This window comes from Aggregatibacter actinomycetemcomitans, assembly GCF_023518055.1.
GTDB classification, from domain to species: Bacteria; Pseudomonadota; Gammaproteobacteria; order Enterobacterales; family Pasteurellaceae; genus Aggregatibacter; species Aggregatibacter actinomycetemcomitans.
In genome coordinates this window covers 87285-101714 of sequence record NZ_CP085096.1, presented here as the reverse complement: position 1 = coordinate 101714, position 14430 = coordinate 87285, and the positions used below count along the sequence as shown (strand labels likewise).

Annotated in this window: 13 protein-coding genes, 2 pseudogenes and 1 riboswitch; of the genes and pseudogenes, 6 read left to right on the top strand and 9 right to left on the bottom strand. The window is 45.2% G+C overall.

The window, feature by feature from the left end; all coding sequences use genetic code 11:
• Positions 1-34 precede the first annotated feature (34 nt).
• A riboswitch (glycine riboswitch) is annotated at positions 35-183 on the bottom strand.
• A gap of 141 nt (positions 184-324) precedes the next feature.
• The 7 genes and pseudogenes from LIN98_RS00500 to LIN98_RS00470 all read right to left on the bottom strand — a co-directional run bounded on the left by LIN98_RS00500 (position 325) and on the right by LIN98_RS00470 (position 5260).
• Positions 325-597, bottom strand: a complete 273-nt coding sequence (locus LIN98_RS00500; RefSeq protein WP_005547552.1) for a GNAT family N-acetyltransferase — start codon at positions 595-597, stop codon at positions 325-327.
• Positions 597-809 (bottom strand): DNA gyrase inhibitor YacG, encoded by a 213-nt coding sequence (yacG, locus tag LIN98_RS00495; RefSeq protein ID WP_005567966.1) that lies wholly within the window; start codon positions 807-809, stop codon positions 597-599. Before yacG ends, LIN98_RS00500 begins: the two co-directional genes overlap by 1 nt.
• Positions 799-1422, bottom strand: coding sequence for a dephospho-CoA kinase (coaE, locus tag LIN98_RS00490; RefSeq protein WP_005547548.1), 624 nt, complete (start codon positions 1420-1422; stop codon positions 799-801). The genes yacG and coaE overlap by 11 nt, the downstream gene beginning before the upstream one ends.
• Before the next feature lie 49 nt (positions 1423-1471).
• Positions 1472-2161: a prepilin peptidase gene (locus LIN98_RS00485; protein WP_005547547.1), complete on the bottom strand. Its 690-nt coding sequence runs from the start codon at positions 2159-2161 to the stop codon at positions 1472-1474.
• Positions 2158-3381: a type II secretion system F family protein gene (locus tag LIN98_RS00480; protein ID WP_148326171.1), complete on the bottom strand. Its 1224-nt coding sequence runs from the start codon at positions 3379-3381 to the stop codon at positions 2158-2160. The genes LIN98_RS00485 and LIN98_RS00480 overlap by 4 nt, the downstream gene beginning before the upstream one ends.
• A pseudogene (locus LIN98_RS00475) lies at positions 3374-4781 on the bottom strand (GspE/PulE family protein). Before LIN98_RS00475 ends, LIN98_RS00480 begins: the two are co-directional and overlap by 8 nt.
• 26 nt (positions 4782-4807) lie before the next feature.
• Positions 4808-5260, bottom strand: a complete 453-nt coding sequence (locus LIN98_RS00470; protein ID WP_005586498.1) for a pilin — start codon at positions 5258-5260, stop codon at positions 4808-4810.
• A gap of 121 nt (positions 5261-5381) precedes the next feature.
• Here LIN98_RS00470 and ampD point away from each other — a divergent pair, with 121 nt between their 5' ends.
• Positions 5382-5936 (top strand): 1,6-anhydro-N-acetylmuramyl-L-alanine amidase AmpD, encoded by a 555-nt coding sequence (gene ampD / locus LIN98_RS00465; RefSeq protein WP_005567973.1) that lies wholly within the window; start codon positions 5382-5384, stop codon positions 5934-5936.
• 473 nt (positions 5937-6409) lie between these two features.
• Here ampD and nanQ read toward each other — a convergent pair whose 3' ends face one another.
• Positions 6410-6880, bottom strand: coding sequence for an N-acetylneuraminate anomerase (gene nanQ / locus LIN98_RS00460; RefSeq protein WP_005547536.1), 471 nt, complete (start codon positions 6878-6880; stop codon positions 6410-6412).
• Between the two features lie 293 nt (positions 6881-7173).
• Between nanQ and pnp the strand changes: the two genes are divergently transcribed.
• From pnp to LIN98_RS00445, 3 genes are all read left to right on the top strand, one after another.
• Entirely contained in the window at positions 7174-9303 is a 2130-nt protein-coding gene (gene pnp / locus LIN98_RS00455; protein ID WP_032997542.1) for a polyribonucleotide nucleotidyltransferase, read from the top strand.
• Positions 9304-9387: 84 nt separating this feature from the next.
• Complete coding sequence (gene nlpI, locus LIN98_RS00450) at positions 9388-10290, top strand: lipoprotein NlpI (protein WP_249856126.1); 903 nt, start codon at positions 9388-9390, stop codon at positions 10288-10290.
• Between the two features lie 111 nt (positions 10291-10401).
• Positions 10402-12204 carry a DEAD/DEAH box helicase gene (locus tag LIN98_RS00445; protein ID WP_026161177.1) on the top strand — a complete coding sequence of 601 codons (1803 nt, stop codon included), beginning with the start codon at positions 10402-10404 and terminating at the stop codon, positions 12202-12204.
• An 83-nt stretch (positions 12205-12287) separates the two neighbouring features.
• On the opposite strand, the gene LIN98_RS00440 is transcribed toward LIN98_RS00445, so the two are convergent.
• Positions 12288-12899 (bottom strand): UDP binding domain-containing protein, encoded by a 612-nt coding sequence (locus tag LIN98_RS00440; protein WP_005547528.1) that lies wholly within the window; start codon positions 12897-12899, stop codon positions 12288-12290.
• Between the two features lie 3 nt (positions 12900-12902).
• Between LIN98_RS00440 and LIN98_RS00435 the strand changes: the two are divergent.
• Positions 12903-13112 (top strand): annotated as a pseudogene (locus LIN98_RS00435) (IS3 family transposase); the annotation flags it as partial.
• A gap of 91 nt (positions 13113-13203) precedes the next feature.
• Positions 13204-14307, top strand: a complete 1104-nt coding sequence (locus LIN98_RS00430) for a sugar diacid recognition domain-containing protein (RefSeq protein WP_005547526.1) — start codon at positions 13204-13206, stop codon at positions 14305-14307.
• The last annotated feature ends 123 nt before the right edge of the window (positions 14308-14430 follow it).

Here is a 14430-nt window from a genome sequence, read left to right as displayed (position 1 = left end):
AACCCAATTGCCTTGAGTTAACGCTAACCGAATATCTCCTGCCCCTGTCCTTTTGCCTGAGCGTTTGAAAAGCCTGATGGAATCAAGCTTCTTTGCGCCTTCGGCGTCCATTAGCACTTAAAAAGTCGTTACCTTGAAAGTAAACGCTTTAAAAGTACCTTGGATCTCTCCAAGGGTTCGTCCAGTAACAGTCCCTGCCATCGCGCCTGAAAGATTTTACCTCGTCGGCGTGGGGTCGATTCCCCGCTCTCCAGCTACCTTCGTCCGAACAATTTATGTTTGCACATAAAGTGCGGTGGATTTTAACAAGATAATGTCAAGATCTCAACCATGCGCCCGGTCGCGCTGCCATTTTTTTGCAATGTAGCTACAGGTCGGTTTGAGCTTGAGTTGCTTTTCCCGAATAAATTCCACTAACGCCTGATATAGCTTATCCGCCACGCCTTGCCCGCGCAGCGCTTCCGACACATAGGTGTGGTCAGCGTTAATGGTGTTGTCATCAATGAAAAAATAGGTGAGTTCGGCAATGCGCCGTTGTTGCTCGTCTAAAATAAAGAAGGCACCCTGTTCCGCATTTTGCTCGTGTTGAATGTGCATTAGTGTTTTACCCAATCATTGTCTTCGTTTAACAAACCGTCTGCCGCAAAATCGGCGGTTTCGCATGGAATGGCTTTTTCTTCCGCCGCCCATTCGCCTAAATCAATTAATTGACAGCGTTTGCTGCAAAACGGACGATAAGGGCTTTGCTCCGACCAAACCACTGCTTTGTAGCAAATAGGGCAGGGCACGGTAAAGGTTTCATCGCTCATTAAATATCTCCGCAAATTGTAAATAGAGGTGGTGCAAGTCTAGCACTTTTTGCTTCAGTTGAGGCAGGTTTCGGGCTAAATCCTCGTCATTATTAATGACATCATCGGCGTACTTTAAGCGTTCCGCACGGCTGACTTGCGATTGCATAATATTTTTAATAAGCGCCAACTGATTGTTATCCCGCCGATTTGCCCGTTCTAGTTGGGTTTGTTCACTCACATCCACTACTAAAATCCGTTGGCAAAGTGCGGTCAATTTATTTTCAATTAATAAGGGCACCACAAAAAGACAATAAGGCGCACGTTGCACTGCCAACTGTTTTAACATTTCGCGACGAATGGCGGGGTGCAACAACTGATTCAGCCACTGTTTTTGCGATTCATCGGCAAACACCTTCTCCCGTAAGGCGGTGCGATTGAGTGAACCGTCGGCAAGCAAAATTTCCTCGCCGAAATGTTCAGCGATTTCTGCCAATAACGGCGAGCCTTTTTCTACCACCTGACGCGCCACCACATCCGCATCAATCACCGACACACCAAGTTCGGCAAACAAATCGGCAACGGTGCTTTTGCCACTGCCGATCCCACCGGTTAACCCGACCACATAAGTCATGTTGTTTCCTTTGCTTAATCAATGATAGGACGATCATACGTTCATGACATCAATTAAGCAATAAACAGACCACGCCGGCTAGGGACATAAAGGGACCGAAAGGCACGGCGTTGAGTGTGCGATGTTGGTATTTGGCGTAGGCAGCATAAAGTAAGCCGAAAAAGCAGGCGAGGAATAAAAAAACAGGAAATTGGTGTGCCGGGAGAAAAACGCCTAAGCCCAGTGCCAACCAATAATCGCCGCGTCCGAGAGCTTCTTGTCGGTAGTACCATTTTGCGGCGTGGTAGATGGCATAAAAAACACCGAAAAAAACAACCGCACTTTGCAGGCTTTGCTCCAATGTTAATGTGCCGATTTGCCAGTATGCCGCGCCTAAACCGAGGGTAAACAAGGCTTGGCATAAGGCGGGTGAAATCAAGCGATAGTGCCAATCCACTAGGGAAATGGCAATTAATAAGGCGCCATAAAGGGCAAAGCATAGGGCTTGTAACGGTTCATTGATGGCATAACAAATAATGAACAGCAAGGTGAATAAAAGGCTGTAAAGGGGCGCGGAAAAATGCCGTTTAAGCGGTTTCAGAATCGACTTTTCCGCTGTAAAGTGCGGTGGGTTTTGCGGGTAAATTTCCGTGTAGGCGGCATGAACCTCGCGGCTGAGGTTATCGGCGAAATGTTCTACATAACGATGAACACGCCACCCGCATAGTGCGCCACCAAGCAAAAAAAGTAGCCACATCATTGTACCAGCGAGCCCATGTTGAAAATCGGTAAATACATACCGAGCATAATCAAGCCGATCAGCCCGCCGATAATTACCATCAACAACGGTTCCAGCATTTGTGACAGTAGATCGATTTGGTGATCCAATTGTTGCTGATGATCGTTGGCGATAAATTGCAGCATTTTCGGCAATTGACCGCTTTGTTCGCCGACTTGCAGCATTTGTTGTGCCGCCGGCGGGAAGATTTGTCCGCTTACGCTGGCGGAGAACGGATAGCCTTGTTGAATCCAATGCAGTGCCGATTGCACTCCCGCAATAAGCAGCCAATCCCCTTGCTGCTGCGGTTTAGTTTGCCAGCTTTGTTGTTTCGGTAGGAAAGATTGTAGCGCCTGATTCAGCGGAATACCTGCCTGTAACATCAAAAACAAGCTGTGACTGAATCCCACTAAACGGGAGAGTTGTACGATACGATTAAGTAGCGGAATACTGTTAATCAGCCGGTTTTTTTGTCGGTTAAGCCAAGGCGAATGTTTGAGGCGAAAGCGAATTAACGCCACGGTCAGTGCAATAAACATGAGCAGCGCGAACCAATAACCCTGCAAGCCTTGGGAAAGGGCTAGTAAAACCTGCGTGAACACGGGCAGTTGCGCGTTGCTGTTGTCATACATGGCGGCAAATTGCGGCACGATGAACAGCAATAAAAGTGCGGTCAAAATCAATGAGATTCCGAGCACCAGCAACGGATAAAGCAGGATTTTCTGAATTTTACGCTGCAACGCCAGCGCCTGTTGTTTATGTTGTGCGATTTCATGACAAACGGCGGCAAGTTTGCCTGTCATTTCACCCACCTGAATCAGTTGGCGTTCCTGATAGGTTAAGTATAAACCTTGTTGTTCCAATGCTTGAGAAAATGCTAAGCCGCTTTCAATCTCCTGTAGCAAGCAGCGTAGCCGGCGATTCAACGCAATATTGGTACAATTTTGCAATAAAATTTGCAGGCTGTTTTTCAGCGGCACGGCGGCTTGTAACAGCGTCGCCAGTTGGGAAAGCAGCGTGCAGATGTCGGCATTTTTCGGTTTGTGGCTAAATTGCCAGTTTTGTTGTAATTTGATGTTTTGCAACCCGCATGAAAGCAGCTGTTGTTGTGCCATCGCCTCCGTTTCCGCCACGATTAAGCCTTTTTGTTTTTGCTGTAGTCGATTAACGGCGCGCCATTGAAACAGTTTCAATTTAATCATGAGTTTGTCCTAACACCCGTTGGATTTCGGTTAAATCTGTTGTGCCGTCTTTGAGTTTTTCTAAAGCGCTTTGGCCTAAATCGGCGAAATCCGTTTCATAGCCCTGCGGATGTTGTAAATTCGGTTGCAGGAATTGATAGACCCCGACACGCCCTTTGTAGCCTTGATGGCAATCGCAAAAACGCGTGGCATTTCCACCGCACTTTTGGCAGCGTTTGCGCACCAAACGTTGGGCGATCACCAGCAACAAACTGCCGTCGATTTCATGGCGTTGAATGCCGAGTTGTTGCAGGCGGGAAATGGCGGAAGGGGCGTCGTTGGTATGTAGCGTCGAAAGCACCAAATGCCCCGTTTGTGCGGCGCGTAATGCCATGGCGGCACTTTCTTCATCACGAATTTCACCTAACATAATAATGTCCGGATCTTGGCGTAAAAAGGTGCGAAGCAATCGGCTGAAATCCAAGCCGATAGGGTGATTCACTTGGCTTTGAATAATGCCTGGGAGCTGAATTTCAATGGGATCTTCCGCCGTCATAATGTGTTTTTCAGACGTATTTAAGTACTGCAACGCCGTATATAAAGAAATACTTTTGCCGCTGCCTGTCGGACCGGTGACTAAAATCAAGCCTTGTGGTTGGCTCAAGGCACGACGAAAACGCTGTTGCTGTGATTCCGTCATGCCCAGTTCACCGAATGCCAGTTGCACGGGACGATTTTGTTGCAAACGCAGGACCGCTTTTTCACCGAATTGGGTGGCAAGGGTGGAAAGGCGAAAATCCAGCGTGTCGGAAAACGTCGTTTTAAACTGAAAGCGTCCGTCTTGCGGCAGGCGGGTTTCGCTAATATCCAGTTTTGCCAATAATTTTAAACGAGAAATCAGTCGGCTCGCTATGGATAAGGGAATGGTGTTTTGCACCTGCAGCACGGTCAATGCGAAAACGGGTTTGCAGGCAGTCTGCTTGCGGTTCCAGATGAATATCGGAGGCTTTTTGTGCCGTCGCGCTTTCAAAAATATCATTTAACAGCCGAATAATCGGTTCGTCATACGGTTGTGTCGGCTGTTCCTGTGACAGTGCGGAATAAAAGAGCGGTTGATTTTCTTCGACTTTTTCGACGCGCGGGGATAAATCCTGCAATGCGGTTTTTAGCGTTTGGCTTTCAATTAATACCGGCTCAATGGTTTTGCCGGTGAGAAAAGAAAAGGCTTCACAGGCGCTCAGGTTAGTTAACGAGTCTAACCCTAGCCACAAGGTCTGCCCGTTTTCTGCTAAGGGCAGGGCGAGATAACGCAACAGGACGGTTTGTTGTTGCTGATTTTTAAGCCATAGCTCGGGCGCAATGGTAAAGTCCCCGTGATTTTGGCTGTGAATCAAATAACCTTGCGCCATCGGATTTTGCATGGATCATTGCCCCGCTGCGTTAGTGATTAAGAACAGAAACCTGCCGGGAAAATGTCGGCATTATTGCCGCAGGCGGCGTTCCAGCTGACCCCGCTGGCAGCCGTGCCCGAAGCGGTAAGGGTGTAGCTGATTTTATCCAAACTGCCTTTGCCGGTAACGGTGATGACGCCGCCTTTGACCGCAGTGGATTTCACATATTTTTGTTTCGAAGCATCTGCAACATCTGCTTGAATGCCGTTTTGTCCGCCGCTACAATTTTCAGCCTTACCGGTGTTATAAATACAGAGTTCCACTTCGGAACGTAATGGGGCGGAGGCTTGTAATAATTCGGAAACCGCCGCTTTTTTAGTGTAATTTTGATAAGATGGTACGGCTACGGTGGCGAGAATAGCAACAATAGCGATGACGATCATTAATTCGATTAATGTAAACCCTTTTTTAACGAATTTTAGCGAAATAAACGCGGATTGAATTTTCATAAAAATACCTTTGTAAAAAATAATGTGTGCCAAATTGGGCGCGGGCATTTTGCCTAAGGTAAAAAACACCGTAAAATTCCACCGCACTTTTATGGGATCCCGATCGCAAAAAGAAAATCTTATGACGGAAAAACAACGACAAATTAAAGACGGTTGGTTGCTTGATGAAAGACGGGTGCTTTCTCCTCACTTTGACCAACGCCCCGACCCGCAGGACATTTCCCTGTTGATTATTCATTACATCAGTTTGCCGCCGGAACAGTTTGGCGGCGGTTACATTGATGATTTTTTCCAAGGTAAACTGGACGCACAGGCACATCCGTATTTTCAGGAAATCAGTCTGCTGCGGGTGTCGGCACATTGTTTGATTGAGCGCACGGGGCGCATTACGCAATATGTGAATTTTAACGACCGCGCGTGGCACGCGGGACTATCCTATTTTGAAGGACGGGAAAAATGCAATGATTTTGCCATCGGCATTGAATTGGAAGGTAGCAATGAACAGCCGTTTACCACACAGCAATATGACACGCTACAACGCTTAACCCGACAAATTATGCAGGCGTATCCGCGGATTACCAAAGAACGCATTGTAGGGCATTGTGATGTGTCGCCGGGGCGAAAAATCGATCCGGGACAATATTTCGATTGGCAGCGTTATTTGCAACATTTATGAGTTGAACAATAAATATACAGTATAAAACGGCATTTTTCATTAACAGAAAAATGCCGTTGTTTTTTTAGCAGCTGATTGATGAATAAAGGAAATTTTTCTTCTGATTTCACTCCATAGGGAGTTTATGGGATTTATTTCAAGTTATACCCCCGCTAAAACACAATTTTATCCACAGAAATGCTGAATAACTCACAAGGGGGTTAAAAATGTGGCAAGTCAAATTGAGTGAAAAATTCGTTGGTTATTTGCTAAACAGGATTTGTGCAAAAAATATTAAGGAAAATGAATGGAGTGGCTGACCGATTATTTTTGCTGAAGATTTGAACATTGATAGGCAGATGCCCCCCGCATAATGGGACATGAAAAACGGCTCACGGATTATTTTACGGTTTTCCGAAATTTATCCACAAACTTATGTACAGTCGGTGAGTAACAAAAAATACCTCAAGAATGGGTTTGAGGTATCTAATGATTTATTTGATTAACGCCACGGGGATTTTCACCACCAGTTTTTTTAATTTAACCGTTTGTCCGTTGACGTTACAACCCGGGCGGTGCGGTTCGTACGGATAAAATACCACGAACATTTTCGGCCTTAAGGTTAGAGTATTTTGCTGTTCGATGATCGGGCAAAGTTGATAGTCGTCGGCATCGTTGTAATCGGTGTATTGGTTTAAATCAGGGTGGGTCACGCTGTAATCAATACTTTCGGCGCCGCTGATTAATACTTGTACATCTAAATATTTGTGGTGCAGTTCCGCTTGTTTGCTGTCTGCCGGGGCGGTGTCAAATTCCATAACGTTCATGTAAATTTGGTCGGTAATGTTATGGCGTCCGTTGGTTAACGCGGTTAAGTCCAAGCCGTTTAAATAGTCACAGATTTGTGCAATAACGGGCGGTAAGCCTAATTTTACATCTGCGCGGGTAAGATCTCCTATAATCATGATGTTCTCCTTTCATTTGTTATTTTTGATGTGTTTATTTAATACGAGGAAAATTTTATCACCGGTGTGTCAAGGCGGGTAGTGATAAATATGATTTGATTAAAAAAATTACCCAAGGGGGCAAAAGCCTAGTATAATGTACCGGTTTTATTTTCTGAATTAGCGTGCGGCTAACAAAAGTAATTTTCTGCGTGGTAGCCAATGAAAGTGCGGTCGGTTTTAAGATTATTTTTGCTAGTCGCAAATTGGAAAATAAAACATCGTTATTATTTATTTGCAAAAAGGAAAACATTGTGAATCCAATTGTTAAACAGTTTAAATACGGTCAACATACCGTAACCTTAGAAACCGGTGCGATCGCCCGTCAAGCAACCGCAGCGGTCATGGCAAGCATGGACGATACGACCGTATTCGTGACTGTGGTTGCTAAAAAAGATGTGAAAGAAGGTCAGGATTTCTTCCCATTGACCGTTAATTATCAAGAGCGTACTTATGCCGCCGGTCGCATTCCCGGCGGTTTCTTCAAACGCGAAGGTCGTCCGTCCGAAGGCGAAACCTTAATTGCCCGTTTAATCGACCGTCCGATTCGTCCGTTATTCCCGGAAGGGTTTTTCAACGAAATTCAAGTGGTTGCCACCGTGGTATCGGTAAATCCGCAAATCAGCCCGGATTTAGTGGCAATGATCGGTGCGTCCGCCGCGTTATCTTTATCCGGTGTGCCGTTTAATGGTCCGATCGGTGCAGCGCGTGTGGGTTTTATTAACGGTCAATTCGTGCTAAACCCAACCATGAACGAGCAAAAACAAAGCCGTTTGGATTTAGTGGTGGCGGGTACCGATAAAGCCGTGTTAATGGTGGAATCCGAAGCGGATATTTTAACCGAAGAACAAATGTTGGCGGCGGTGGTTTATGGTCATCAGCAACAACAAGTGGTCATTGAGGCCATCAAAGAACTCGTTGCCGAAGCGGGCAAACCGCGTTGGGATTGGGTTGCGCCTGAACCGAACACGGCGTTAATTAACAAAGTGAAAGCGTTGGCGGAAGCCCGTTTAGGCGATGCCTATCGTATCACCGAAAAACAATCCCGCTATGAGCAAATCGATGCTATTAAAGCGGATGTGATTGCACAAATCACCGCTGAAGACGAAGAGGTCAGCGAGGGTAAAATTATTGATATTTTCACCGCACTTGAAAGTCAAATCGTGCGTGGCCGCATTATCGCAGGCGAACCGCGTATCGATGGCCGTACTGTTGACACCGTGCGTGCATTGGATATTTGCACCGGCGTATTACCGCGTACCCACGGCTCCGCGATTTTTACCCGTGGTGAAACCCAAGCCTTGGCGGTGGCGACTTTAGGTACCGAGCGTGATGCGCAAATTATTGATGAATTGACCGGCGAACGTTCCGATCATTTCCTATTCCACTATAACTTCCCGCCGTACTCCGTGGGTGAAACCGGTATGATCGGTTCACCGAAACGTCGTGAAATCGGTCATGGTCGTTTGGCAAAACGCGGTGTGGCGGCAGTTATGCCAACTTTGGCTGAATTTCCTTATGTGGTTCGTGTGGTATCCGAAATCACCGAATCGAACGGTTCTTCTTCTATGGCGTCCGTATGTGGTGCTTCTCTTGCCTTAATGGATGCCGGTGTGCCGATTAAAGCGGCAGTAGCAGGTATCGCCATGGGTTTGGTGAAAGAAGAGGATAAATTTGTAGTGCTTTCCGATATTCTTGGCGATGAAGATCACTTAGGTGATATGGACTTCAAAGTTGCCGGTACCCGTGAAGGCGTGACTGCGTTGCAAATGGATATCAAAATTGAAGGCATCACTGCAGAAATTATGCAAATTGCCCTGAATCAGGCGAAAAGTGCGCGTATGCACATTCTTGGCGTGATGGAACAAGCGATTCCGGCACCACGTGCGGATATTTCCGATTTTGCACCGCGTATTTACACTATGAAGATCGATCCGAAGAAAATCAAAGATGTTATCGGTAAAGGCGGTGCGGTTATTCGTGCGCTGACCGAAGAAACCGGCACTTCCATTGATATTGATGACGATGGTACGGTGAAAATTGCTGCGGTAGATAAAAATGCAGTGCAGGATGTAATGGCACGCATTGAAGACATCACTGCCGAAGTGGAAGTCGGCGCAACTTACAAAGGTAAAGTCATCCGTTTGGCGGATTTTGGCGCGTTTGTGGCAATCGTCGGTAACAAAGAAGGTTTAGTTCATATTTCACAAATCGCTGAAGAACGTGTGGAAAAAGTGAGCGATTATCTACAAGTAGGACAAGAAGTGATGGTGAAAGTGGTCGAAATCGATCGCCAGGGTCGTATCCGTTTAACTATGAAAGACCTTGTGCCTAAACAAGATACTGTTCAACAACCTGCCGACAACCTTTTTGAACAGGAGTGATTTAGTTTAGGATTAATGTTACGGCGCATGTGTCGTAACATTTACTTTTCAACAAGCAGACCCATGCTTTAAGGCTGGCAAGAAATGACACAACGTCGGTTGTTTAATTTCACGGTATTTCTACCTGGTTTATTTTTCACTTTGCTGCTGTCCGGTTGTGTCGGAACCAATCAAAGCTTTGTGTCTAAAAATTCTGTGGTATTGGCCGATCAAAATCCTGCTCAACATTTTGAACAGGAAGTGATGATTGTTCGGATTAGCCAAGTTTTGCTGGTTGGAAAAATGAGTAATGAAGAACGTGCCGTCCTGCATTTTGAACGGGGTGTGCTTTACGATAGTTTGGGGCTTTGGGCTTTAGCACGTTATGATTTTACTCAGGCTCTTGCACTGCAACCGAAAATGACCGCGGTGTATAACTATTTGGGACTTTATTTATTACTTGATGAAGATTACGATGGGGCTTTGGAAGCATTTAATGCTGTGCTTAGCTTAGATCCCGACTATGAATATACGATGTTAAATCGTGCTTTGGATTTCTATTATGTGGGGCGTTATAACCTTGCCCAGCAGGATTTTCTGAGTTTCTATCAACGCAATAAATCCGATCCCTACCGTGTTTTATGGCTGTATTTGAATGAATTAAGATTCAAGCCCGACGAAGCACAAAAAAATCTGGCTCAACGTGCAATTGGGCTTTCTCATGATTATTGGGGTACCTACATTGTCCAATACTATTTGGGCAAACTTTCAGTACGGGAATTACAGGCTAAAGCGGAGCAGTTTTCCAAGCAAACTTCGACGCAATATGCGGAAATTCTTACTGAAACCTACTTTTATCTGGCAAAACAAAAACTCAATATGGGGCAGGTTGATGAGGCGGAGACCTTATTAAAACTGGCTATTGCAAATCAGGTGTATAACTTTGTGGAGTATCGTTTTGCGGTGTTTGAGCTACTGAAATTAGGACAACAGGTTCAAACGGAATAATGGTGAGCATGGCTTAACCGATAACATGTGGTAAGACGTAAAACGGCGCACATTGTGATTAACCTGAAAGCACTTTATTGAGCTTTCCTTTATATAATTCGAGTATTTTTAATGACTGAAACTAAAATGACTTTCATGGATTTAGGCTTGCCTGAATTCATCCTTAATGCTGTTTCCGATCTGGGTTTTCAAACTCCTTCTCCGATTCAACAAATTTGCATACCGCACTTATTAGAAGGGCGTGACGTACTGGGTATGGCGCAAACCGGTAGCGGCAAAACAGCGGCATTTGCGTTACCGATTTTGGCGAAAATTGATCCTAATGAAAAACATCCGCAATTATTGGTGATGGCACCGACCCGTGAGCTGGCAATTCAGGTTGCTGACGCCTGCGAACAATTTATGAAATATGCCAAAGGCATCAATATCGTGACCTTATATGGCGGTCAACGTTATGACATTCAATTACGCGCGCTCAAACAAGGCGCACAAGTGGTGGTGGGAACACCGGGACGTATTCTGGATCATATTCGTCGCGGCACATTAAATCTGGCGGAACTCAAAGCCATTGTATTGGATGAAGCGGACGAAATGTTGCGTATGGGCTTTATTGAAGATGTGGAAACCGTGATGGCGGAACTGCCTGAACACCACCAAACCGCCTTATTCTCCGCCACCATGCCGGAACCGATTCGTCGCATTACCAAGCGCTTCATGAAAGATCCGCAGGAAATCAAAATCAAAGCGACTCAGCAAAGTGCGCCGGATATTGCGCAAAGTTGTTGGTATGTGCATGGCTTCCGTAAAAACGATGCCTTATTGCGTTTCCTTGAAGTGGAGGATTTTGATGCAGCGATTATTTTCACCCGTACCAAAACCGGCACTTTGGACGTGACGGAATTACTGGAAAAACACGGTTTCCGTGCCGCCGCATTAAACGGCGACATGACTCAACAATTGCGTGAACAAACCCTTGACCGTTTGCGTAGTGGTAGTTTAGATATTGTTGTTGCTACTGATGTGGCGGCGCGCGGTATTGATATTGAACGTATCAGTCTTGTGGTTAACTACGATATTCCGCTGGATGCCGAATCCTATGTTCACCGTATCGGACGTACCGGCCGTGCAGGACGCTCCGGTCGGGCGTTATTGTTCGTTGAACCACGTGAACGCCGTTTGTTGCGCAATGTTGAGCACCTTATCAAGAAAAACATTGAAGAAGTGGAACTGCCAAATCATGAAGTGCTGCAAGCCTGTCGTCGTAAAAAATTCAAAGACAAAATTACCACTCAGTTGGAACATCATGATTTAGAGCTTTACCGTCAATTGCTGGAAGACATGTTCACGGCAGATCAATCGCAGGAAGACATTGCGGCGGCAATGATGATGTTGTTGCAGGGCAAACAAAAACTGATTCTCCCACCGGATCCGGTCGTAGAGAAAAAAGCCCGTCGTGAACGTGGTGAGCGTGGCGATCGTCGTGAAAATCCGCGTTCGGCGGAGCGTCGCGGGGAACGCAAAGGCTATGGTACGCCGCAACCGATGGATTTATACCGTATCGAAGTCGGGCGTGGCGATGGCGTGGAAGTGCGTCATATCGTCGGCGCCATTGCCAATGAAGGGGATATTAACAGCCGTTATATCGGCCATATCAAACTTTATGACGATTATTCCACCATTGAATTGCCGCAAGGTATGCCGAAAGAATTGTTACAGCAGTTCGGCAAGACCCGCGTGTTGAATAAACAAATGCGTATGTCTTTCATCGGCGAAGCCAAAGGCGAACGAGGCGGCGATAACTTCGGCGGCAAACGTCGCGGCGGACGTTTTGAAGACAACGGCTTTAAAGGCGAGCGTAAATTTAAAGAAAAAACGCACCGCACTTTTAAAGAAAAACGCGAGTTCAGAAAATAAAAAAGAAACACCGCACCAAAAAGTGCGGTGGTTTTTCCCGATGAATTTACGGCTTGTCCATGGATAAGCCGTTTTTTTGGCTGTTATAAATCCGTTCCCTTAATATCGCGGGTATAGACTTTATCCGCCACATCCAGGATTTCATCCGCCATACGATTGGCGAGAATGACATCGGCTTGTTGCTTGAACGCGTTTAAATCAGTCACCACTTCCGAGCCAAAAAAGTCTTTTTCAGCATATTCCGGTTCGTAAATAATCACTTTCACACCCGCTTTTTTGATGCGTTTGATCACGTATTGAATGCTGGAGCTACGGAAATTATCGGAACCGTGTTTCATGGTTAAACGATGAACGCCCACTACTGATGGCTTTCTTCTCAACACTTCCTCGGCAATGAAATCTTTGCGCACCGAGTTGGATTTCACAATGGCACTAATCAGGGTTTGCGGAATATCTTTATAGTTTGCCAGCAATTGCTTGGTGTCTTTAGGCAGGCAATAACCGCCGTAACCGAAAGACGGATTGTTGTAATGCGTGCCGATACGCGGATCAAGAGACACCCCTTCGATAATCTCCGCCGTATTGAACCCGTGCGTTGCGGCAAAGGTATCCAATTCGTTGAAGAATGTCACCCGCAAGGCAAGGTAGGAATTGGCAAATAATTTGATACATTCCGCTTCATTTGAATGGGTCAAGATAATCGGCGCGGGAATTGCTATGACAATGCGGTGATAGAGAGTTTTTTCAGCACGTTGAAGTCGGCATGTTTTTATTCCCGTCAGTTTAAGGACATTGACGAATTAGAACGGGCGATACATGACTATATTCGTTATTATAACGAGGAGCGCATTAAGCCTAAATTAAACAATTTGAGCCCTGTGCAGTACAGAGCTCAATATTTAACTTAGGTTTAGTTATCTGTCCAACTTTTGGGGTGCAGATCAAAAGTGCGGTCAGTTTTTTCGGTGAATTTCAGGTTTAAAAATAACGGGTAAGAAGATGCAATTAGATAAAATTATTGCGCAAAATATTGTTAAGCGCGCCATGAATATTATTGGTTGTTCGGTGAATGTGATGGATCATCACGGGATTATTATTGCTTCCGGAAATCCCGCCCGTTTGAACCAGTTGCATACCGGTGCGGTGCTTGCTTTACGTCAGAACAGAATGGTGGAAGTGGATGAAAACCTTGCGGAAAAATGGAATTTTGACGCGCACCCGGGGATCAACGTGCCGATTCAATATCTTGGCAATAATATCGGTGTAATTGGTATTTCCGGCGTGCCGGAACAGGTTAAGCCCTATGCAGAATTAGTCAAAATGACGGCGGAATTAATTATTGAACAACATATTTTATTGGAGAAAGAAAGCTGGAATCGACGCTATAAAGAAGAATTTATTTTACAGCTGGTAAAAGGAAATTTATCTCTGGCGGAAATACAACAACAGGCAGCGTTTTTTTCTTTTGCATTAGATATTCCGCGCGTCGTCATTATTATTAAATTATTACATCCCAACGCCGATTCATTACAGCAATTAGTGGGTTATTTAGAACAACCGCAATTTGAACAAGATGTGGCGATTTTATCCTTGGATCAAATTATTATTTTGCAGCCTTTTAATATTTTTGCCCAATTTGGCAAACAGCTAAAAAAATTATTACCGAAGGACTATTCGCAGCAGGATTACAAAATCGCCATCGGTGCACAGCTGGAATGTCCTGCCGGCGAGCAGTTGCATTTATCTTATCGCAGTGCCTTAAGCACCTTGCAGTATGGTTTGAAACATTATCCGCGCAAAACCCTTTACTTTTTCGAACAATATCGACTGCCTGTTTTGTTGGCGGGCATTGCCGATAGCTGGCAGGCGGAAGAATTGTTAAAACCGCTAAAAGCCTTATTTTCGGAAGAGAACGCGTTGCTCTTTAAAACATTGCAACAATATTTTTTATCAAATTGTGATCTTGTTCTCACTGCACAAAAATTGTTCATTCACCCTAACACGTTGCGCTATCGGTTGGCGAAGATTGAACAGATAACCGCATTGTCTTTCAATAAGATAGAGGATCGGTTTAGCCTTTATTTAAGTACCGTACTCATTTAGATTTTGTATATTCGTCTAAAAAATTTATTTTTTTAAAAAGATTTTTGTATTTTTATATAAAGCAATTTTTGCATTAAGGGCGAATAATCTCCTTTGTGTTATTTACACGGTTCATCACAGAGG